Raw genomic sequence first — 20627 nt, 5'->3', positions numbered from 1 at the left:
ATGCTGCTGGCGCTGGGCCTCGACGCCATCTTTGGCTGGCCTGCGGCGCTGTACCGCCGGATCGGGCACCCGGTGACGTGGATCGGCGCGCTGATCGCCCGGCTGGACCGCGCCTGGAACGACGATGCCGCGCCGGCACGCGCCCGTGTTCTGCGCGGCGCCGCCGCGGTGGCCGTGGTGCTGGCCGCCGCCGTGCTGCCGGCCGCGCTGGTGACTGCGGCGCTGCCCGGCGGCTGGGCCGGCGTGGCGCTGACCGGGGTGCTGGCCGCGCCGCTGCTGGCCGGTCGCAGCCTGCACGATCATGTTGCCCGGGTCGCCCGGCCGCTGGCGCGCGGCGATCTGCCGGGCGCGCGGCTGGCGGTGTCGATGATCGTCGGCCGCGATCCGGCATCGCTGGACGCACCCGGCATCGCCCGCGCGGCGCTGGAAAGTCTGGGCGAGAATGCCTCGGACGGGGTGATCGCGCCGCTGTTCTGGGGCGTGCTGCTCGGTCTGCCCGGGATCGCGGGCTACAAGGCGGTCAACACGCTCGACAGCATGATCGGCTATCGCACCGCGCGCCATGACGCCTTCGGGCGGGTGGCGGCGCGGCTGGACGATGCGGCGAACTGGGTACCGGCGCGGCTGACGGCGCTGTGCTTCGCGCTCGCCTCGGGGCGTCCGGCGGCGGTGCTGCGCGGCGCGCGGCCGGACGCGCCGCTGCATCGCTCGCCCAACGCCGGCTGGCCCGAGGCGGCGCTGGCGCACGCGCTGGGGGTGCGGCTGTCCGGGCCGCGCGTCTACGCAACCGGGGCCGAGGCACAGCCCTGGGTCAACGCCGGCGCGCCGGATCCGGACGCCGGCGCGATCGGTGCGGGGCTGCGGCTCTATCTCCGCATGGTGGCGGTGGCGGCGGTTGCGACCGGTCTGGTCGCCGTGATCTGATGGGGGGCGGGATGCGCGAACATGGCGGCGATCTGGACGCGGCGGCGGCAAGGTACGGCGGCGATCCGGCCGACTGGATCGATCTGTCGACCGGCATCAACCGCCAGCCCTGGCCGATGCCCGATCTGCCCGAGGCGGTGACGCGGGCGCTGCCCACCCGCGCGCTGACCGAGGCCGCGATGGCGGCGGCGCGCAGCGCCTACCGAACCGATGCGCCGGGTCTTGCGCTGGCGGGGGCGCAGGCGGCGATCCAGCTGGTGCCGCTGCTGCGGCCGCGCGGCCTCGCCCGCGTGCTGTCGCCGACCTACAACGAGCATGCCGGGGCGCTGGACGCTGCCGGTTGGCACGTCGAGACCCCGGCGGCGCCGGAGGACCTGGCCGGCGCCGACGTGGCGGTGGTGGTGAACCCGAACAATCCCGACGGGCGGGCGCACGACCCCGCGGCGCTGCGCGCGCTGGCGGCGCAGGTCGGGCTGCTGGTGGTCGACGAAAGCTTTGCCGATCCCGAACCGCAGCTGTCGCTGCTGCCAGACCTGCCGCCCGAGGGCGTGCTGGTGCTGCGGTCGTTCGGCAAGTTCTACGGCCAGGCCGGGCTGCGGCTGGGGTTCGCGTTCGGCGCCGAGGCGGACATCGCGCGGATGCGGGCGCTGGCGGGGCCGTGGGCGGCGAGCGGCCCGGCGCTGGCGGCCGGGGCGCAGGCGCTGGCCGACAGCGGCTGGCGCTCGCGGGCGGTCGACCGGCTGGCGGCGGGGGCGGAGCGGCTGGACGCGCTGGCGACCGGCGCCGGCTGGCGGCTGGCGGGCGGCACCACGCAGTTCCGGCTCTACGATGTCGGCGACGGCCAGGCGGCGCGCGCCCGGCTGGCGCGGCACCGGATCTGGAGCCGGGCCTTCGCCGCCCGCCCCGAATGGCTGCGCCTGGGCCTGCCCGGCCCCGAGCACGAGTGGCGGCGGCTGGCGGAGGCGCTGCGCTGAGCCTCAGCCGCGCGCCAGCGCCAGCAGCCGGTCCACGTCCATGTGCGCCTCCAGATGCGCGGCGAGATCGTCCAGCGTCTGCTCGACGGTGGCGGCATAGGACAGCGTGCCGGACGCGGCGCCCAGCCCGCGCAGCCAGGCGGCGCGGAAGCCGTCCTGCGCGAACAGCCCGTGCAGATAGGTGCCGGCCACGCGCCCGTCGGCCGAGCAAGCGCCCTCGGGCTGGCCGCCGACCCGCGCGAAGGGCCGGGTGCGGTCGGGGCCGTCGGTGCGGCCGATGTGGATCTCGTAGCCGCGCACCTCCAGCCCGGTGGCGGCGTGCTGCGCGGCGACCCGGGTCAGCCGCTTGTCGCCCGTCATGACGGTCTCGACATCCAGCAGGCCGAGGCCCTCGGTCTCGCCGGCCGGGCCCTCGATCCCCTCAGGGTCGGCAATGCGGCGACCGAGCATCTGGTAACCGCCGCAAAGCCCCAGGATGCGCCCGCCGCGCCTCTGATGGGCGATCAGGTCCACATCCCAGCCCTCGGCCCGCAGCATCGCCAGATCGCCGCGCGTGGACTTGGTGCCGGGCAGGATCACCAGGTCGGCGTCGCCGGGCAGCGGCGCGCCGGGGCGAACCATTGCAAGGGTGACGCCCGGTTCCTGCTTCAGCGGGTCGAGATCGTCGAAATTGGCGATCCGCGACAGCAGCGGGCAGGCAATCCTCAGCGCCCCCGTGCCGCCGCCGGTCACGTCCAGCGCATCCTCGGCGGGCAGCCTGTGGGCATGGCGGAACCAGGGCACGACGCCGAAGCCGGGCCAACCGGTGCGGGCGGCGATAAGGTCGTAGCCGTCGGCGAACAGGGCAGGGTCGCCCCGGAACTTGTTGATCACGAAACCGCGGATCATCGCCGCGTCGCCCGGATCGAGCACTGCCCGGGTGCCGACGATCTGGGCGATCACCCCGCCGCGGTCGATATCGCCGACCAGCACCACGGGCGTGCCCGAGGCCCGCGCAAAGCCCATGTTGGCGATGTCGCCCTCGCGCAGGTTGACCTCGGCCGGGCTGCCCGCGCCTTCGACCAGCACCAGATCGGCGCTTGCGCGCAGCCGTCGGAAACTGTCGGTGACCGTGCGCAAGAGCTGCGGCTTCAGCGCCGCGTAGTCCCGCGCCCGAACCGTGTTCAGGCGTCGGCCGTTGACGACGACCTGCACGCCGGTGTCGGTTTCCGGCTTCAGCAGGACGGGGTTCATGTCGGTGTGCGGCGCGACCCCGCAGGCCAGCGCCTGCAGCGCCTGCGCCCGGCCGATCTCGCCGCCATCCTGCGTCACCGCGGCGTTGTTCGACATGTTCTGCGGCTTGAACGGCCGAACCGAAAGCCCCCGGTTCCGCGCCGCACGGCACAAACCGGCGACCAGCAGCGACTTGCCGACGTTCGAGCCGGCGCCCTGCAACATCAGGGCATTGGTCACGACTGCCCCACCGGGAGCAACCGCGCTCGGCCGGGCAGGCCCGGCCCCTCCGGCCCGGACGGGCCGGAGGCGAGGGTGCGGATCCGCACCCTCGGAGCGCCTGCGCCGGCCCCGCATCGCCGGAGCATGGTCAGAACTCCACGCCTTTCTGCGCCTTCACCCCGGAGCGGAACGGGTGCTTGACCAGTTCCATCTCGGTCACCAGGTCCGCCGCCTCGATCAGCGGTTCCCTGGCGTTGCGGCCGGTCAGCACGACGTGGGTCATCGGCGGTTTCTCGGACTTCAGGAACGCCACCACCTCCTCGACGTCCAGGTAGTCGTAGCGCAGGGCGATGTTGATCTCGTCCAGCAGCACCATGCGGATCTCGGGGTCGCGGATCAGTTCCTTCGCCTTTTCCCAGGCCGCCGCAGCCATCTCGATGTCGCGGGACTTGTCCTGCGTCTCCCAGGTGAAGCCCTCGCCCATGGTGTGGAACTGGCAGGCGTCCGAGAACCGCGACAGGATCAGGTCGCGCTCGCCGGTGCTCATGCCGCCCTTGATGAACTGCACCACGGCACAGGGCATCTGGTGGGCGATGCAGCGGAAGATCATGCCGAACGCGGCCGAGGACTTGCCCTTGCCCTTGCCGGTATGGACGATGATCAGGCCCTTCTCCTCGGTCTTGGTAGCCATGATCTTGTCGCGGGCGGCTTTTTTCTTGGCCATCTTGGCGGCGTGGCGGTCGGTGTCGTCGGTCATGGCGTCCTCCTTGAGGGCTCAGGCGTGCAGGTCGGCAAGGCGCGCGCGGGCCGAGTTCGAGCGCGGCGACCAGAGGCCGCGGTCGATCGCCTCCTGGAATCGCTCGGCGATCTCGCGCAGGGCGGGGGCATTGGCCTCCGCCAGGAAATCGCGGGTGGCGTCGTCCTCGAGATAGGCGTCGTAGACCAGGTCGAAATGGTGGTCCTTCACCGCGCCGGTGGTGGCCGAGAAGGCGAACAGGTAGTCCACCGTCGCCGCGATCTCGAACGCGCCCTTGTAGCCGTGGCGCTTCACGCCCTCGATCCACTTGGGATTGGCGGCGCGGGAGCGGACCACGCGGCCGATTTCTTCGTCCAGCGTGCGGATCACCGGGCGTTCGGGGCGGGAGTGGTCGTTGTGATAGACCGTCGGGGCCTGTCCGCGCAGGGTTTCCACCGTGGCCGCCAGCCCGCCCTCGAACTGGTAGTAGTCGTCGCTGTCCAGCAGGTCGTGCTCGCGGTTGTCCTGGTTCTGCACCACCGCCTCGGTCTGGGTCAGGCGGGTTTCCAGCGCCGGCCGCGCCGGCGCCCCGTCGGTGCCCGCGCCATAGGCATAGCTGCCCCAGGTCAGGTAGGCGTCGGCCAGATCGCCCCGGTTCTCCCACAGCCGTTCGTCGATCATCGCCTGCAGCCCCGCGCCATAGGCGCCGGGTCTGGAGCCGAACACGCGGAACGCCGCCTGGTCCGTTGCGCCCTCGGCGCGGAAGCGGGCGGCGCCGGGGTTCTCGGCCTCGGGTTCGTCCAGCTCCAGCACCGCCTTCGCCGCGCTGGCGACAAGATCGACCTGCGCCGGGAAGGCGTCGCGGAAGAAGCCGGAAACGCGCAGCGTCACGTCCACGCGGGGGCGGCCCAGCACCGACAGCGGCAGGATCTCGAAGCCCGTCACCCGGCGGCTGGCCGCGTCCCATTGCGGCTTCACGCCCATCAGCGCCAGGGCTTGCGCGATGTCGTCGCCGCCGGTGCGCATGTTCGACGTGCCCCAGGCGGTCAGCGCCATCGCGCGCGGCCAGTCGCCGTGCTCCTGCAAATGCCGGTCGATCAGCAGGTTGGCTGATTTCCAGCCCAGCGCCCAGGCGGCGCGGGTCGGGATCGCGCGGCTGTCGACGCTGTAGAAATTGCGCCCCGTGGGCAGCACGTCCAGCCGCCCGCGCGTCGGTGCCCCCGAGGGGCCGGGGGGCAGGAAGCGGCCATCCAGCGCTGTCAGCAGGCCGCCCATTTCGGCGCTGCCGGTGCCGGTCACGGCGGGGCGGATCGTGGTCCGGATCTGCTCCAGCACCGCTGCCGAGGCGGGTCCGGGGGCAGGAGCGCCCTCGACCAGCGCCGAGGCCAGCAGCTCCAGCCGCTCGACCGCGTCGCCGTTGCTGCGCCAGGGGTCTTCGGTCAGATCCGCCAGAACTTCGGGGCGGGGGCCGGTCCAGGGCTGGCCCAGGTCGCAATCCAGCGGGTCGAACTTGCCCAGACCCAGGTCCGCCACCAGCGCGCGGGGCAGCGAGGCGTCGCCGCCCTTGCCGTCGCCGCGCGGGATGCGGGTCAGCGCAACGATCAGATCGCGCGCCAGCCGGCCCTCGGGCGCGCGGCCGAAGATGTGCAGCCCGTCGCGGATCTGGCTTTCCTTCAGCTCGCACAGGTAGGCATCCAGCTTCTGCAAGCGGCTGTCGGAATCGTCGCCCTCGCGCACCCCGGCGTCGGTATCGAGACCGGTGGTCGCCATCAGGTCCAGGATCTGGTCGCGCAGGTGGCCGATGCGGCGCGGGTCGAGGCCGGATGCCTCGTAGTATTCGTCCACCAGCGCCTCCAGGTCTCGCAGCGGGCCGTAGCTTTCGGCGCGGGTCAGCGGCGGCGTCAGGTGATCGACGATCACCGCCTGCGCGCGCCGCTTGGCCTGCGTGCCCTCGCCCGGATCGTTGACGATGAACGGATAGATGTGGGGCATGGCGCCCAGCACCGCCTCGGGGAAGCATTCCTCGGACAGGGCCACGGCCTTGCCCGGCAGCCATTCCAGGTTGCCATGCTTGCCCATGTGCACGATGGCGTGGGCGCCGAACTCCTGCCGCAGCCAGGCATAGAAGGCCAGGTAATTGTGCGGGGGGGGCAGGTCGGGGGCGTGATACGTCGCCTCCGGGTCGATGTTGTAGCCGCGCGCGGGCTGCACGCCGACGACGACATTGCCGAAGGTCAGGATCGACAAGGCAAAGCTGTGGTTGTCGAGGAAGGGATCGGCCTCGGGCGCGCCCCAGCGGTCCTCGATCTTCTGGCGCAACTCCCACGGCAGACGGTCGTGGAAGGCGCGGTAGTCCGCCAGCGGCAGCCGCACGCCACCGCCGCGCGCGGCGCGGTCGGTCAGCCAGTTCGTCGGGCCTGCAAGGATCGCCTGCATCAGCGCCTGCGGATCGGTGGGCGCGTCCTGCACGTCATACCCGGCCCGGCCCAGCGCCTTCAGCGTTTCGACCGTCGCGGCGGGGGTGTCGAGGCCGACACCGTTCGCCAAGCGTCCGTCCTTGTTCGGGTAGTTCGCCAGCACCAGCGCCACCTTGCGCTGCGCCGGGGCGGTGCGACCCAGCTTGGCCCAGTTCGCGGCCAGGTCGGCGGCAAAGGTGACCCGGTCGCCGCGCGCGCGGTAGCTGGCGATGGCGCATTCGGTGGCCTCGTCGCGGTAGGCCTGCGTCTTGAAGCTGATCGCGCGGGACAGGATGCGGCCGTCAACCTCGGGCAATGCCACGTTCATGGCGATGTCGCGCGCGGTAAGGCCGCGCACCGACTGCTCCCATGCCTCCTCGGCGCTGGCCGAGAGGATCGTCTGGATCACCGGGCGGCCCGGCTTGTCCAGCGGCGTCGGCTCGCGCGGCCCGACCCCCGCCTCGGGGCTGCCGACGGCAAAGCTGGTGGCGTTCAGCACCACGTCCGGCGGCGCCTGCTGGAACAGTTTCTCCAGCGTCGCCGCCGACACCGGGTCCTTGAGCGAGGCGACGAAGACCGGCAGCGGGTTCAGCCCGCGCCGCAGCAGCGCCTGCACCAGCCGGTTGACCGGGTGCAGCCCCGCGCCCTGCAGCAGCGCGCGGTAGAAGGTGATCGCGGCAATGGGCGCGCCATCGGTCCAGTGCGCGCGCAGGGACTCCATCGTCGTCGCGGTTTCGCCCGGCCAGTAGAGCCCGGCGCGCAGCAGCGGCGCGGCCTCGGGCGGGCGCTCGGTGCCGTCCAGCATGTGCCGGGTCAGGCGCAGCAGGTTCGCGGCGTTGGGCGGGCCGCCCTCGACGCAATAGGCCAGCAGCGCCTGCCAGTCGGCGCGCGAGACGGTGGAGAGCGAGAACAGCTCCTCGTCCGGCTTGTCGTCGCCGGGCAGGGCGGCGAAGGCGACGCCGGCCTCGGACAGGCGGATGGCGAACTGCTCGACGCCGTACTGCCAGTAGGCCGCGCCGCCCAGGATGCGGGCGACCACCAGCCGGGATCTGGTCGCCGTCTGCTCGAGGTACAGATCGACCGAGAACGGGTGCGCCAGCCAGCCCAGTTGCGTCAGCCGCAGGCCGGGGGCCTCGTCGCCCAGCAGCGCGCGGGCCTCGGACAGCGCCGCAAGCTCGGTATCGGCGGCCGAGAGGAACAGCACGTCCGCCGGGGTCTGGCCGGGATCGACCGGCTCGGACCCGTCCGAGATCGCGCCGGGCTGTGCGGCCAGCAGGTGCATCAGGCCGCCGGTGCGGGCGCGGCGGCAAGCGCCGTGGCGATGGCGTCGCGGTCGAGGCCCGCTTCGCCGATCACGACAAGCCGGGTGACGCGCGGCTCGTCCGCGCCGAAGGGCCGGTCGAAATGGATGTCGATGCGCGGGCCGACGGCCTGGATCACCTGCCGCATCGGTTTGCCCTGAACGGCGGCAAACCCCTTGAGACGCAGGATGTCGTGCTGCGCGATAACCTGCGAGACGCGGGCCGGGAACGCCGCCGGGTCGGTCAGTTCGGGCAGCTCGACCACGAAGCTTTCGAAATCGTCGTGGTCATGGTGGTGGTGATGGTCGAGGCCCCCGTCTTCGTGGTCATCATCGTCGTGGTGATGATGGTGATGCACCTCGGCGCGGGCCTCGAGGTCGTCCTCGGCGCCGATGCCGAGGCCCAGCAGGATCGCCGGATCGATCGCACCGTGCGCCGCGCGCAGGACGCGGACGCCGGGGCGTGCCTCGGCGGCCAGCCGGTCGGCCAGCGCCTGCGCCGCGCCCTCGCCCAGCAGGTCGGACTTGTTCACCAGGATCATGTCGGCGCAGGCGATCTGGTCCTCGAACAGCTCTGACAGCGGGGTTTCGTGATCGATGTTGTCGTCCGCGGCGCGCTGCCGGTCCACGGCCTGGGTGTCGGCGGCGAACCGGCCCGCGGCCACGGCCGGGCCGTCGACGACCGTCACCACGCCGTCGACGGTGACGCGGGTGCGGATCTCGGGCCAGCCGAAGGCGCGGACCAGCGGCTGCGGCAGGGCAAGGCCCGAGGTCTCGATCACGATGTGCTCGGGCGGCGTGTCGCGGGCCAGCAGGGATTGCAAGGTCGGCACGAAATCCTCGGCGACGGTGCAGCAGATGCAGCCGTTCGACAGCTCGACCACGTCGTCGTCCGAGCAGCTTTCGATGCCGCAGCCCTTCAGGATGCCGCCGTCGACACCGAGGTCGCCGAACTCGTTGATGATCAGCGCGATCCGCCGGCCGCCGGCGTGGGTCAGCAGGTGGCGGATCAGCGTGGTCTTTCCGGCGCCGAGGAAGCCGGTGATGACGGTGGCGGGGATCTTCGCGGGCATGTCTGTTGTCCTTTGCGGGCGGCGGCGCGGCGCGGAGCGGTCCGCCCGTCGCCGCGCCCATGCAGCTGTGCAGGTGCGCCGGGGAAGCTGTCGCCACCCCGGCAGGCGCTCAGGCGGGTGCCTCGGTCCCGGCGGCTTGCTCGCGGACCCAGAAGTGCCCGGCCAGCAGGCCCAGCACCACCCACGAGGCCAGCCCGACCGCCAGGGTGCGGCCGGCGAACAGGCTGGCCAGTTCGGGCGGGGCCGGACCGGAGAAGGCTTCGGGGTGCGGCGCGCCGACCAGGTGCGGCGCCGCCAGCAGCGCGACACCGATGATCCACCCCGCCCGAAGCCGCTCCAGCAGCAGCAGCCACAGGCCGGCGCCGGTGGCGACGAGGCAGAACAGCCACCACAGCTGCCGCGCCCGGATGTCGGCGGCGGCCATGCCCGGCAGTTCGGGCGGCAGCCCCGCGGCCGGGGCGAGGTGGAAGGCGACGAACCCCGCCAGCCCCCACAGCGCCCCTGCGCGCGCGTCGATCCGGGCGCCGCGGGTCTCGGCCAGGGCGAAGCCCGCGACCAGCAGCAGCGCGTAACCGGTATACAGCAGCGCGGTGAACAGCACCGTCAGCCCGCTACGCGTCCAGTCGACCGGGGGCAGCAGCGCGGCGACGCCGGGTTGCGCGCCGGCGCCGAAATGGGTCAGTTGCCCGCTCTCGTAAAGCTCCGCGTGCAGCAGCACCGGCTGCACGAACACGAATTGCAACGCGCCCGCGATCAGGCCCGCCGCAAACCCAGCGAACAGGCCGCTGGTCAGCAATCTCTGGAACATGGGTCAGTGGCAGGGAAGGCCGGTGGCGTGCCGCATGTCGTGCGCCGCGTCGTGCAGCACGTTCGACTGCGCGTGGCCGGCCACGAACAGGATGCCGAAGCCGAGGATGGCGATGCTCAGGATCGGAAGAACCGGAGAGATCGGGCGCGCGGCGGCGCGGGTCTGGGTGGTCATGTCTTGCTCCTTCGCCGTCCCACCGACGGCATGGCGGTTTCACGTCGAGGCAGGTCTCCTGGCTCGCGGGTCGTCGCCCTGCATCCGCCTTCCCGGTCCCGTGCGCGACGGGGGTCCAGTGGCATGGGTGGATGCCGGCTCGCCGCTGACAGTCGCGGGGGCGGCTGCGTTCCCGGGCCCCCTGGGTGGGTCGGTCCGGTCGGCATTCCCTTTTGATCCCTAGGCACGCTTGGGCGGGCACGTCGGGAACCTCAGGGCGGCAGTGTCGGCGGGGCGGCGGCGGCTGTCAAGCCGCGCCGGCCAGCGCCCGGACCCAGGCGAGCGCGGCGGGCGCATCGGCCACGGCGGGCACGCCGGCGACCGGCGCGGGGCGCGGGATCATCAGCACCGGCAGCCGCAGACGGGCGGCGGCGTCCAGCTTCGCCGCGCCCGCGCCGCCGGAGTTCTTGCAGACCAGATGCGTCACGCCCAGGCGCGCGAACAGCGCCGCCTCGGCGTCGGCGTCGGCGGCGGGCGGGGCGCGCATCACGTCCAGCCCCGGCGCCGGATCGGCGGGCGGCTCGAGGACGCGCAGGATCAGCCGGACGTCGGTGCGCGGCGGCAGGCGGCCGGCCGCACTGCGCCCGGTGGCAAGGAACGCCGTCGCCCCCGGCGGCAGGCGGTCGATCGCGGCCGGCAGATCGGCGACATCGGTCCAGTCGGGGCGCGGCGGCCAGGCGGGGCGGTCGAGCCGCAGCAGCGGCCGCGCCGCGCGCGCCGCCGCCTCGGCTGCGTGGCGGTGCATGGTGGCGGCGAACGGGTGGGTCGCGTCGATCAGCGCATCGACGCCGGCCTGTCGCAGGTACGCCGCCAGTCCCTCCGCCCCGCCGAAGCCGCCGGTGCGCAGACCGCCGCCGTAGACCGCGGGGCGCGCCGTCACCCCCGCCAGCGAGGTTGTCAGCCGCACCTCGCCCGCCAGCAGATGCGACAGCGCCCGCGCCTCGGCGGTGCCGGCCAGCAGCAGGACGTGCGGCGGCTTGTGCCTCACGTCGCGGTCTCGGCGACGATTTGGCCTCGGCGGTCGACGATCAGAACGCCCAGACGAACCTCGGCGCCGCGCAGCGTGTCGCGCGCGACCTGCTGCGCCCGCCGCGCGACCGCCTCGGCCAGCGCCGGGCCGGCGATTTCCAGCGCCTGCTGCGCGGTGTTCGCGGCGGCGATCGCCGCACCGTCTGCACCGACCTGCGCGGCAAGCCGGCCGAGAGCGGCGAAATCCACCTGGCTGCGCGCCGAGTGCAGGTCCAGCGCACCCTGGCTCAGCTTGACCAGCTTGCCGAAGCCGCCGGCGACGGTCACCCGCGGCAGCGGGTGCCGCGCCAGGTACTTCAGCATGCCGCCGGCGAAATCGCCCATGTCCAGCATCGCGTGATCGGGCAGGGCGTAGTGTGCCTGCGCCACCTGTTCCGAGGTGGCGCCGGTCGCGCCCACCGCGTGCGCCAGCCCCGCGGCGCGGGCCACGTCGATGCCGCGGTGGATCGACGCGATCCAGGCGGCGCAGGAGAACGGCCGCACGATGCCGGTGGTGCCGAGGATCGAGATCCCGCCGACGATTCCCAGCCGCGGGTTCCAGGTGCGGGCGGCCAGTTCGGCGCCTCCGGGAACCGAGATCTCGACCTCGAACGCCAGCAGCGCGCCGTGGGTGGTGGCGACCTCCTGCAGCGCGTCGCGGATCATCTGTCGCGGCACCGGGTTGATCGCCGGCTCGCCGGGCGGGATCGGCAGGCCGGGGCGGGTGACCGTACCGACGCCCGCGCCGGCGCGAAAGGTCACGCCGGGCGGGCCGCGGCGGACGGTGGCGCGAATCAGCGCGCCATGGGTCACGTCCGGGTCGTCGCCCGCGTCCTTGCGCACCGCGGCGCTGGCCCAGCTGTCGCCGGCCGCGGTCTCGACCAGCTCGAAATCGGGCGTCTGCCCGCGCGGCAGGGTGATCCGCACCGGATTGGAAAACCCCGCCCCCAGCAGCGCGCCGGCCGCGGCCTTGGCGGCGGCGGTGGCGCAGGCGCCGGTGGTGAAGCCGGTGCGCAGATCGGAGGCGGGCTTGCGGTCCATGCCGCGCAGGATAAGCCCGCACGCCGCCAGAAACCATGCGGATTTCCACCACATCCTGTGCTAGAAATGAGGCGCAGGATCATATCTGGGAGCGGCTGATGTTCGGACTGTTCGGCGGCAAGCGCGAGGACGAGAACGCGGCGCCGCAGGGGGTGATGGTGATCGCGCAGCTGAACGCGCGCGTGCAGCCGCTCGACCGCGGCACGTTCTACGAGGACCCGCTGGATGGCGAGCTGCGCCAGCGCGGTCTGGGCCAGGTCACCGGCGGCGGCATCCAGCTGGCCGAGGAGCCCGACGGCATCGAGTACTGCGACCTCGAGATCCTCGCCACCGACGATTCCGACGCGACGCTGACGCAGATCGCGCAGATCCTGGACGGGCTGGGCGCGCCCAGGGGCTCGAAGCTGATCGTCGAGGGCCGCGAGGACATGCCCATAGGCCGGCTCGAGGGGCTGGGGCTGTTCGTCAACGGCACCGACCTGCCGGCCGAGGTCTACGCCGCGGCCGACATCAACCACGTCATCGACGAGTGCGACCGGCTGATGACCGGGATCGGCGGCAAGCGCGGCCATTGGGAGGGCTCGCGCGAGACGGCGCTGTATTTCTACGGCGACAGCTTCGAGGCGATGCGCGAGGCCATCGCCGGCTTCGTCGCCGAGTATCCGCTGCTGCAGCGCGCCCGCGTCGTCCGCATCGCCTGAAACGGCGCAAAGGGCGCTCGCACCCCGGCGCGCGCCGGTCTAGAAGGGGCGCATGAGCCCCGATCTGCCGCCCCCGCCCCTGGACGATGCCTGGCCCGCGTTCCCGCCCGGCCTGGTCTGGATGGTGGGCGCCGGTCCCGGCGATCCGGGGCTGATGACGCTGCACGGGCTGAACGCGCTGCGGCAGGCCGACGTGATCGTCTACGACGCGCTGGTCGAGCCGCGCATCCTGGACTGGCGCCGGCCCGGCGCGGCGGTCGAATATGCCGGCAAGCGCGGCGGCAAGCCGTCGCCGCAGCAGCGCGCGATCTCGCTGCGCCTGATCGAGCTGGCGCGCGAAGGCAAGCGCGTGCTGCGGCTGAAGGGCGGCGATCCGTTCGTCTTCGGGCGCGGTGGCGAAGAGGCGCAGACCCTGGCCGAGGCGGGCGTGCCGTTCCGGGTCACGCCCGGCATCACCGCCGGCATCGGCGGGCTGGCCTATGCCGGGATTCCGGCGACGCACCGCGACGTCAACCAGTCGGTCACCTTCATCACCGGGCACGACCGGTCCGGGCTGGCGCCCTCGGCGCTGGACTGGGCGGCGCTGGCGAAGGGCGCGCAGGTGATGGTGCTCTACATGGCGATCAAGCACCTCGGCCACATCGCGGGCGCGCTGGTCGCCGGCGGCCGCGCGGCGGACGAGCCGGTGGCGGTGATCACCAGCGCCACGCTGCCGCAGCAGCGGGTGCTGGAAACGACGCTGGCGCGCGCCGCCGCGGATGTCGAGGCCGCCGGGATGGAGCCGCCCGCCGTGGTCGTCATCGGCCGGGTGGCGTTGATGCGGCAGTGCCTGGACTGGGCGGCGCAGCTGCGCGGCCAGCCGCCGCGCGACCTGGACCCGCTGGGCGTGCGCGGCCGGGACGCGGACCGGGCCTGATGGCCGCGCGCGGGCTGGTCATCGCCGCGCCGGGATCGGGCGCGGGCAAGACCACCGTGACCCTGGGCCTGCTGCGGGCGCTGGCGCGGCGCGGCGTGGCGGTGGCCGGCGCCAAGAGCGGCCCGGACTACATCGACCCCGGCTTTCACCTCGCCGCCTGCGGCCGCGTCTCGGTGAACCTGGACGCCTGGGCGATGACGCCGGATGCGCTGCGCGCGCGGGCGGCGGCGACCGGGGCCGACCTGCTGCTGGTCGAGGGGGCGGTGGGCGTGCTGGACGGCGCCGGCAGGGCGGCGCGGGGCTCGGTCGCGGACCTGGCGCAGGCGCTGGGCCTGCCGCTGGTGCTGGTCATCGATGCCGCCCGGACCGGGGCCTCGGCGGCGCTGGCCCCGGCGGGTCTGCGGGCGCTGCGCCCGGATCTGCCGCTGGCGGGGGTGATCCTGAACCGGGTCGGCTCGGACCGCCATGCCGTCCTGCTGGAGGCGGGGATGCGGCGTGCGGGCCTGCCGGTGCTGGGGCATCTGCCGCGCGCGGCGGCGCTGGCGCTGCCCGAACGGCACCTGGGCCTGGTGCAGGCCGCCGAGCACGCGGCGCTGGCGACGCTGATCGACACGGCGGCGGACGCCATCGCGCGGGGCGTCGATCTGGACGCGGTGCAGGCGGCGGCGCGGCCGCTGCCGGCCGGCGGCAGGGCGCCGGCGCTGCCGCCGCTGGGCCAGCGAATCGCGGTGGCCCGGGACGTCGCCTTTGCCTTCGCCTATCCGCACATGCTGGACGACTGGTGCGCGGCGGGGGCCGAGGTGCTGCCGTTCTCGCCGCTGGCCGGCGCGGGACCGGCGCCGGAGGCCGACGCGGTGTTCCTGCCGGGCGGCTACCCCGAGCTGCACGCGGGCCGCCTGGCCGAGGCGGCGGGCTTCCGCCATGGCATGGCCGCCGCCGCCGCGCGCGGCGCCCGGATCTACGGCGAGTGCGGCGGCTACATGGTGCTGGGAGACGGGCTGGAGGACGCGGACGGCGCGCGGCACGCGATGCTGGGCCTGCTGCCGCACGCCACCAGCTTTGCCCGGCGCGCGATGACGCTGGGCTACCGGGTGCTGCACGCCGAACCCGGCGCGCCCTGGCCGGGGCGGCTGGCGGGGCACGAGTTCCACTACGCCACCGTGCTGCACGAGCCGGACCGTCCGGCGCGGCTGTTCCGGGCCGAGGACGCCGACGGCGCGGACCTGGGCGCGCTGGGGCTGGTGGCGGGACGGGTCAGCGGCTCGTTCGCGCATGTGATCGGTCCGGCGCCTGAGGGTCAGCGCAGCGCGGAGAGGTAGCCGCGACCGCCCTTGTAGCCGGCCATCTCGTCGGGCAGCGCGGCGACCCGCTCGGCCAGCGCCGTGCGCGCGGCCGCCGGCAGGTCGGCCAGCGGCGTCAGGTAGGTCTTGATCCCGAACGCGATGGCGCCGCTGGCGGGAAGGCGGCGCAGGGTCTGGCGCTCGACCCGCAGGAACGCCGGGGTCTCGCCGTCGCGACGGGCGTGCGCAGTCGGGCAATGCAGCTGCGCATCGCTTGCCAGCGACCAGTTCAGGCGCTGCAGCGGCCGCGCCGGGTGCAGCGCGGCGAAGATCCGGTTGACCCGTGCCGCCAGCGCGTCGGCATAGCCGGGCACCGGGTCGTGCACCTGCGTCAGCGGCTTGCCGATCTTGCCCGCAAGGCACCAGTGCGCAGGAAAGCACACCGCGCCGGCGGTCAGCACCGCCTCGGAGGCCGGGTCCGGCTGTTGCAGGATCAGCCAGTCCTCCTGCGCCAGGCGCCCCAGCACCTGCGCGGTCGGCGCCAGCCGCAGCCGCTGGCGGTCCGGCCGCCGCAGCAGGTCGCCGGCCCGCGCGTAACCCGGCTGGCAGGACAGGTGCGCGGCCAGTGCGGCGATCAGCTCGGCCAGCGCCGGGCCGGCCTGCGGCAGCGCAAGCGCGACGCGCCGCGGCTGGCTGGCGATCAGCCGGTCGCGCAATGCCATCTGCGCGGCGAAGGCGCTGTCGGCTTCGGTCCAGTCCGCCGCCGGCAGCGCGAACAGCCCGGGCGGGCTGCCCCTGTGCGGATCGGCAAAGGGCAGGTACGGCGCCGGGCTGACCGTCACATCGGCCACATCGGCGGCGTCGGCGGCGTCGGCCACGCCGTTGTCAGCTGCAGAGACGCTCGGCCTCTTCCAGCGCGGCGGTGAAGCCCAGCAGCGAGAAGCTGTCGATGGTGGTGGTGCCGCGGGACGAGACCGCGGTGACCTTGGCGGTGGTCCCGCCGCGCATCGCCTCGATCAGCGCGGCATCGCGCTCGGGCGACGGCGGCCAGGCCCATTCCTGGCTTTCGCCGTTGCCGGGCGCCATGGCGAATTTCTCGCCGCCGATCTCGACCTCGACCGTGCTGCCGTCACGGAACGGGTAGCCGCCGGTGAAGCTGATCTCCTTGTGCACGCCCGCCTCGGGGCGGATCGTCACGAACAGCAGGATGTCGCCCCGGCGCACCGACACCACGCTGCCGCCGCGCCGCGCCTCGGTCGCGGTGGGGGGCGTGACGATATAGCATTCGCGCGGGTTCGCCGGGTTGAACACGCTCCAGTCCCGGAAAGCGGCTACGCTTTCGTTCTCCTGGGCCGCGAGCGGGGCGGATAGGGTTGCCGCGGCCAGCGCGGCGCAAAGTGCGAGCGTTCGGAACATCTGCCGGTGCCTCCTTCTGTCCCGGTCCCGGCAGAGATGTGCGGGCCGGGAATTCGTCGATGCCTGTGATCGCGTATTATCCGCAACCGGACCCATGTTTCCAGCCCCTCCGCGCGAAAATCCGCAACATCGGCGGCGCAACTGGCGCGGCCGGAGGCGCGATGCTGCCGCATGCTCCCGACCGGGGGGCCGGATCGGAAGGGCCCGGGGGCACGTCGTGCCTCGCCGTGCTCGCCGAATTCCGGCGCGCCGCCCCGGATGACGGCATCCGCATCGGTCACCCGGCGGGCGCCGGGGCCGCCGCGACTATCCGTCCGCGGACCCGTCCGACCTGGTGTCGGCCAGCGGCAGCGGCGCGTCTGCCCTGATGTGCAGGGGCGGCGCGTTGCCCTGCCGGTCCTCGCCGAAATAGATCGTCTGGTGCGGGAACGGGATCTCGATCCCGCGCTCGTCGAAGATCTCCTTCAGCAGCTGGTTGTAGGCGCGGCCGATCGCCCACTGCTTGCCGGGCAGGGTCTTGATCCGCGAGCGCAGCACCACCGCGCTGTCGCCGAAGCTGTTCAGGCCGAACCATTCCATCTCGCCCAGGATGTTGGGCCGGTGCTCCTCGTCCTGCAGCAGCAGATCGAAGGCGTCGAACATCGCCTGCTTGGCCTGCGCCGTGTCCTCGCGATAGGCGATGCCCATGTCGGCGACGTGGTACGAGAATTCCTTCATGTGGTTCGAGACGCTGTCCACCGACGAGAACGGGATGATGTGGAACACGCCCTGCACGTCGCGCAGGCTGACCGACCGCACGGTCAGCTTCTCGACCACGCCGACGATGCCGGCGACGCCGACCACGTCGCCGACGTTCATCGCGTTCTCGAACTGGATGAAGATGCCGGTGATGATGTCCTGCACCATCTTCTGCGCGCCGAAGCCGATCGCCAGGCCCAGCACCCCGGCCGAGGCCAGCAGCGGCGCGATGTCCAGCCCGATCTGGCTGAGCGTGAACATCAGCGTCAGGATCAGCAGCGCGATCGCCGAGGCGTTGCGCAGCAATGTCAGCAGGGTCGTCTCGCGGGCGGTCGGCACCTTGCCGACCAGCGGGTTCAGCCGGTACTCGACCCAGGACGCCAGCGCCAGCCAGACCAGCGCGGCGAACAGCAGGATCAGCAGCACCGACACGGTGGTCGAGGTGAACGCAAGCCCCACGTCGTCCTTCAGCCAGCCGCTGATGTCCCACAGCCCGACCACGTCCAGCGAGATCGCCACCACCACCAGCGCGACCGCGATCCGCAGCACCAGCAGGATTTTCGGCAGCAAGCCGTTCAGCCGCTTCTCGAGCAGCGGCAGCCGGTGCTGGATCGACGGCGCCAGGCGCACGCCGCGGCGCGCCGAGCGGGTCATCAGGTCGATCGCCATCATCCCGCCGATCACCGTCGCCAGCACCAGCGCCGACGACTTCAGCAGCGGCACCAGCACGCCGCCGGGGCGGGCGAGGACCAGCACCAGCAGCACCAGCAGATAGCCCAGCACCGGCCAGTGCCACAGCGCGGCGAAGCGGGCCAGCACCGGGCGGCGCGAATTTTCGGCCGGGGTGTCGGGGGCCGCGGCTTCGGTGTCGACCGCGGCGTCGTCGGTCCTGGTGCCGCCGTACAGCCAGTTCGCGACCGGCCGCCGCGCGCGGACCACCCGCACCACGGTATAGAGGATCGCGATGGCGCCGAGCGCCATCTCGAGCGCGGCGCCGGCGAAGAAGCCGGCCGAGCGCGCGACGATCGGCACCGCCAGCATGATGCCGTAGCCCAGCAGCACGATCTCGGTGTTCAGCCAGCGCCAGATCGACTGCGCGGCCGGGTCCGACAGCGAGATCAGCCGCAGCGAGCCGTGCTTCGGCGACAGGATCGCGCGGCCGGCGACCTTGGCCAGCCCGACGCCGACGAAGGCGTTCAGATACAGCGACTGGCGCACCTGGATGCTGCCGAAGCCGTCGTAGAAGCTGATCGTCAACGCATAGCCCGCGGCCCACGCCAGCACCACGGCGGCGGCGTGCAGCAGGCTGTAGCCGATCTGGTAGGCCGCGGTCTCGAACCAGCCGGCGCCCTGGGCGCGGCGGGCCAGCGCGGCTGCCGGCCGGCCGAGGATCCAGCGCAGCGCCACGAACGCCGCGACGGTGACCGCGATCACGAAGGCCAGGTCGCGCAGCGCGTCGGCCAGCACCTGCGGGTCCGCCGCCTCGCCCAGCCGGCCCAGCGTCTGCGGCAGGTTCGACAGCTGCGAGGACAGCTGCGCGAGGGTGTCCGTCACCCGCGCAAGGCCGGCCTGCGTCAGCTCCGAGATCTCGCGGCCCAGCGACCGGGTCAGCGGCGCGGGACCGTCCGCCGCGGCCGCGCCGGCATCGGCCGCGGTCGCCGACTCGCCTGCGGCGGCCTGTTCGAGCTGTCGGATCAGCGCCGCGCGCGCGGCGTCGTCGCGCAGCAGCTCGATCAGCGCCTCGGTCGATGCCGGCGCGGTCGTGGAATCGGTCGCAGGTTCGGTCGCGGTTTCCGTCTCGGCGGGGGCGGCCGGCGTGAACTGCGCCAGCGCCGGGGCGCCGAGCAGGCACAGCCAGATCACGGTCAGGCGAAGCGGAAGCAGCATTCTGTGGTCCTTCTGTTGCGACCCGTGCAGTCCGAGACAGCTACCGTCCGGTGCGGCACAAGTCAAAGCGTGCGCCGGCCGCTCCGCCCTTGCCCCGGCGTCGCGCCGGGGGTAAGGAATGCGCCATGCATCGGTTCTTCGACATGGACGACCGGGCCCGCCTGCCGTGGCGGTTCCACGGGCTGACCGTCCGGCCGCTCGGCGGCCTCTGACCGTCCGGCGCGCGGCGCCGGGCCCCCTTTCCCTGTCCCGTCGAGACCAGCCAGCGAGAAATGCCATGACCGATCACAAGACCCTCTACGACAAGATCTGGGACGCCCACCTGGTGCACCAGGAGCCCGACGGAACCGGGCTGCTGTACATCGACCGGCACCTGGTGCACGAGGTCACCAGCCCGCAGGCCTTCGAGGGTCTGCGCATGGCCGGCCGCGGCGTCCGCCATCCCGAGAAGACGATCGCGGTGCCGGACCACAACGTGCCGACCGACCCGACCCGGATCGAGGGCATCCGCGACGAGCAGAGCCGCATCCAGGTCGAGGCGCTGCGCCAGAACGCCAGGGATTTCGGCATCGAGATGTACGACGTCGACGACGTCCGCCAGGGCATCGTGCACATCGTCGGCCCCGAGCAGGGCTGGACCCAGCCCGGCTTCACCATCGTCTGCGGCGACAGCCACACCGCCACCCACGGCGCCTTCGGCGCGCTGGCGCATGGCATCGGCACCTCCGAGGTCGAGCATGTGCTGGCCACGCAGACGCTGATCCAGAGCAAGTCGAAGAACATGAAGGTCGAGGTCCGCGGGGCGCTGCCGCCGGGCGTCACCGCCAAGGACATCACCCTGACCGTCATCGGCAAGACCGGCACCGCCGGCGGCAACGGCCATGTCATCGAGTACATGGGCGACGCGATCCGCAACCTGTCGATGGAAGGCCGCATGACCGTCTGCAACATGGCGATCGAGGGCGGCGCGCGCGCCGGGCTGATCGCCCCGGACGAGAAGACCTTCGCCTACGTCAAGGGCCGTGCGCACGCGCCCAAGGGCGGCCAGTGGGAACTGGCGGTCGAATACTGGAAGACGCTGCACTCCGATCCCGGCGCGCACTGGGACAAGGAGATCATCATCGACGCGGCCGAGATCGCGCCGGTCGTCACCTGGGGCACCAGCCCCGAGGACGTGCTGCCGATCACCGGCGTCGTGCCGAAGCCCGAGGACTTCGCCGGCGGCAAGGTCGCGGCGGCGAAGCGCTCGCTGGAGTACATGGGCCTGACCCCGGGCACGCGCCTGCAGGACGTCGCCATCGACACCGTCTTCATCGGCTCGTGCACCAACGGCCGGATCGAAGACCTGCGCGAGGTCGCCCGGATCATGGAAGGCCACAAGGTCAAGGACGGGCTGCGGGCGATGATCGTGCCGGGCTCGGGCCTGGTGCGGGCGCAGGCCGAGGAAGAGGGCATCGCGCAGAAGCTGATCGAGGCCGGCTTCGAGTGGCGCATGGCCGGCTGCTCGATGTGCCTGGGCATGAATCCCGACCAGCTGGCGCCGGGCGAACGCTGCGCCTCGACCTCGAACCGCAACTTCGAGGGCCGCCAGGGCCGCGGCGGGCGCACCCACCTGCTGAGCCCGGCGATGGCCGCCGCGGCGGCGATCACCGGCCGCCTGACCGACGTGCGGGAGTTCGGCTGAGGCCGGAACCCCGCCACCCCGCGCATGGTAACCCCTTA

At 73.1% G+C, this 20627-nt stretch carries 17 protein-coding genes and 1 riboswitch; of the genes, 6 read left to right on the top strand and 11 right to left on the bottom strand.

Annotated elements, in window-relative coordinates; translation table 11 throughout:
* Nucleotides 1-924, top strand: a complete 924-nt coding sequence (cbiB, locus tag GE300_RS12745) for an adenosylcobinamide-phosphate synthase CbiB (RefSeq protein ID WP_154446991.1) — start codon at nucleotides 1-3, stop codon at nucleotides 922-924.
* An 11-nt stretch (nucleotides 925-935) separates the two neighbouring features.
* Nucleotides 936-1898, top strand: a complete 963-nt coding sequence (gene cobD / locus GE300_RS12740; RefSeq protein WP_154446953.1) for a threonine-phosphate decarboxylase CobD — start codon at nucleotides 936-938, stop codon at nucleotides 1896-1898.
* Between the two features lie 3 nt (nucleotides 1899-1901).
* On the opposite strand, the gene GE300_RS12735 is transcribed toward cobD, so the two are convergent.
* The 8 genes from GE300_RS12735 to GE300_RS12700 form a co-directional block, all read right to left on the bottom strand.
* Nucleotides 1902-3335 (bottom strand): cobyric acid synthase, encoded by a 1434-nt coding sequence (locus GE300_RS12735; protein WP_154446990.1) that lies wholly within the window; start codon nucleotides 3333-3335, stop codon nucleotides 1902-1904.
* 145 nt (nucleotides 3336-3480) lie between these two features.
* Nucleotides 3481-4089 carry a cob(I)yrinic acid a,c-diamide adenosyltransferase gene (cobO, locus tag GE300_RS12730; protein WP_154446952.1) on the bottom strand — a complete coding sequence of 203 codons (609 nt, stop codon included), beginning with the start codon at nucleotides 4087-4089 and terminating at the stop codon, nucleotides 3481-3483.
* Between the two features lie 18 nt (nucleotides 4090-4107).
* Entirely contained in the window at nucleotides 4108-7806 is a 3699-nt protein-coding gene (cobN, locus tag GE300_RS12725; protein ID WP_154446951.1) for a cobaltochelatase subunit CobN, read from the bottom strand.
* Nucleotides 7806-8897: a cobalamin biosynthesis protein CobW gene (cobW, locus tag GE300_RS12720; RefSeq protein WP_154446950.1), complete on the bottom strand. Its 1092-nt coding sequence runs from the start codon at nucleotides 8895-8897 to the stop codon at nucleotides 7806-7808. Before cobW ends, cobN begins: the two co-directional genes overlap by 1 nt.
* 109 nt (nucleotides 8898-9006) lie before the next feature.
* Nucleotides 9007-9705: a CbtA family protein gene (locus GE300_RS12715; protein ID WP_154446949.1), complete on the bottom strand. Its 699-nt coding sequence runs from the start codon at nucleotides 9703-9705 to the stop codon at nucleotides 9007-9009.
* A gap of 3 nt (nucleotides 9706-9708) precedes the next feature.
* A complete protein-coding gene (locus GE300_RS12710) occupies nucleotides 9709-9879 on the bottom strand; it encodes a CbtB domain-containing protein (RefSeq protein ID WP_154446948.1) in 171 nt (56 codons plus the stop codon).
* A 31-nt stretch (nucleotides 9880-9910) separates the two neighbouring features.
* Nucleotides 9911-10148: riboswitch (cobalamin riboswitch) on the bottom strand.
* Nucleotides 10149-10165: 17 nt separating this feature from the next.
* The gene (locus tag GE300_RS12705; protein WP_325063219.1) at nucleotides 10166-10906 is read right to left on the bottom strand and encodes a precorrin-6A/cobalt-precorrin-6A reductase; all 741 of its coding nucleotides are present in this window, start codon (nucleotides 10904-10906) and stop codon (nucleotides 10166-10168) included.
* Complete coding sequence (locus tag GE300_RS12700) at nucleotides 10903-11967, bottom strand: cobalt-precorrin-5B (C(1))-methyltransferase (RefSeq protein ID WP_154446947.1); 1065 nt, start codon at nucleotides 11965-11967, stop codon at nucleotides 10903-10905. The genes GE300_RS12705 and GE300_RS12700 overlap by 4 nt, the downstream gene beginning before the upstream one ends.
* Before the next feature lie 98 nt (nucleotides 11968-12065).
* Here GE300_RS12700 and GE300_RS12695 point away from each other — a divergent pair, with 98 nt between their 5' ends.
* Genes GE300_RS12695 through GE300_RS12685 form a run of 3 tightly spaced genes read left to right on the top strand, consistent with a single transcriptional unit; the run spans nucleotide 12066 to nucleotide 14903 of the window.
* Nucleotides 12066-12668, top strand: a complete 603-nt coding sequence (locus tag GE300_RS12695; RefSeq protein ID WP_233416981.1) for a hypothetical protein — start codon at nucleotides 12066-12068, stop codon at nucleotides 12666-12668.
* Between the two features lie 52 nt (nucleotides 12669-12720).
* Nucleotides 12721-13584 carry a uroporphyrinogen-III C-methyltransferase gene (gene cobA / locus GE300_RS12690; protein ID WP_154446946.1) on the top strand — a complete coding sequence of 288 codons (864 nt, stop codon included), beginning with the start codon at nucleotides 12721-12723 and terminating at the stop codon, nucleotides 13582-13584.
* Complete coding sequence (locus GE300_RS12685) at nucleotides 13584-14903, top strand: cobyrinate a,c-diamide synthase (protein ID WP_154446945.1); 1320 nt, start codon at nucleotides 13584-13586, stop codon at nucleotides 14901-14903. The genes cobA and GE300_RS12685 overlap by 1 nt, the downstream gene beginning before the upstream one ends.
* Here GE300_RS12685 and GE300_RS12680 read toward each other — a convergent pair.
* The 3 genes from GE300_RS12680 to GE300_RS12670 all read right to left on the bottom strand — a co-directional run bounded on the left by GE300_RS12680 (nucleotide 14882) and on the right by GE300_RS12670 (nucleotide 18905).
* Entirely contained in the window at nucleotides 14882-15742 is an 861-nt protein-coding gene (locus tag GE300_RS12680; RefSeq protein ID WP_154446944.1) for a heme-dependent oxidative N-demethylase family protein, read from the bottom strand. The genes GE300_RS12685 and GE300_RS12680 overlap by 22 nt on opposite strands.
* Before the next feature lie 7 nt (nucleotides 15743-15749).
* Nucleotides 15750-16280, bottom strand: coding sequence for an invasion associated locus B family protein (locus GE300_RS12675; protein ID WP_154446943.1), 531 nt, complete (start codon nucleotides 16278-16280; stop codon nucleotides 15750-15752).
* 306 nt (nucleotides 16281-16586) lie between these two features.
* Entirely contained in the window at nucleotides 16587-18905 is a 2319-nt protein-coding gene (locus GE300_RS12670) for a mechanosensitive ion channel domain-containing protein (RefSeq protein WP_154446942.1), read from the bottom strand.
* Between the two features lie 277 nt (nucleotides 18906-19182).
* On the opposite strand from GE300_RS12670, the gene leuC reads away from it, so the two are divergent.
* On the top strand, nucleotides 19183-20589 hold the full coding sequence (gene leuC / locus GE300_RS12665) for a 3-isopropylmalate dehydratase large subunit (protein ID WP_154446941.1): 1407 nt from the start codon (nucleotides 19183-19185) through the stop codon (nucleotides 20587-20589).
* Nucleotides 20590-20627 lie beyond the last annotated feature (38 nt).

The sequence above is a fragment of the Halovulum marinum genome (assembly GCF_009697225.1).
GTDB lineage: Bacteria > Pseudomonadota > Alphaproteobacteria > Rhodobacterales > Rhodobacteraceae > Halovulum > Halovulum marinum.
Note: the sequence above shows the minus strand (reverse complement) of the source record. Positions and strands in the feature narration are given on the sequence as shown.

Bases quoted from the DNA above. Each gene is read 5' to 3' on its own strand.
- cbiB (WP_154446991.1), top strand. From the start codon at position 1: ATGCTGCTGGCGCTGGGCCTCGACGCCATCTTTGGCTGGCCTGCGGCG.
- cobD (WP_154446953.1), top strand. From the start codon at position 936: ATGCGCGAACATGGCGGCGATCTGGACGCGGCGGCGGCAAGGTACGGC.
- GE300_RS12735 (WP_154446990.1), bottom strand. From the start codon at position 3,335: ATGTTGCAGGGCGCCGGCTCGAACGTCGGCAAGTCGCTGCTGGTCGCC.
- cobO (WP_154446952.1), bottom strand. From the start codon at position 4,089: ATGACCGACGACACCGACCGCCACGCCGCCAAGATGGCCAAGAAAAAA.
- cobN (WP_154446951.1), bottom strand. From the start codon at position 7,806: ATGCACCTGCTGGCCGCACAGCCCGGCGCGATCTCGGACGGGTCCGAG.
- cobW (WP_154446950.1), bottom strand. From the start codon at position 8,897: ATGCCCGCGAAGATCCCCGCCACCGTCATCACCGGCTTCCTCGGCGCC.
- GE300_RS12715 (WP_154446949.1), bottom strand. From the start codon at position 9,705: ATGTTCCAGAGATTGCTGACCAGCGGCCTGTTCGCTGGGTTTGCGGCG.
- GE300_RS12710 (WP_154446948.1), bottom strand. From the start codon at position 9,879: ATGACCACCCAGACCCGCGCCGCCGCGCGCCCGATCTCTCCGGTTCTT.
- GE300_RS12700 (WP_154446947.1), bottom strand. From the start codon at position 11,967: ATGGACCGCAAGCCCGCCTCCGATCTGCGCACCGGCTTCACCACCGGC.
- GE300_RS12695 (WP_233416981.1), top strand. From the start codon at position 12,066: ATGTTCGGACTGTTCGGCGGCAAGCGCGAGGACGAGAACGCGGCGCCG.
- cobA (WP_154446946.1), top strand. From the start codon at position 12,721: ATGAGCCCCGATCTGCCGCCCCCGCCCCTGGACGATGCCTGGCCCGCG.
- GE300_RS12685 (WP_154446945.1), top strand. From the start codon at position 13,584: ATGGCCGCGCGCGGGCTGGTCATCGCCGCGCCGGGATCGGGCGCGGGC.
- GE300_RS12675 (WP_154446943.1), bottom strand. From the start codon at position 16,280: ATGTTCCGAACGCTCGCACTTTGCGCCGCGCTGGCCGCGGCAACCCTA.
- GE300_RS12670 (WP_154446942.1), bottom strand. From the start codon at position 18,905: ATGCTGCTTCCGCTTCGCCTGACCGTGATCTGGCTGTGCCTGCTCGGC.
- leuC (WP_154446941.1), top strand. From the start codon at position 19,183: ATGACCGATCACAAGACCCTCTACGACAAGATCTGGGACGCCCACCTG.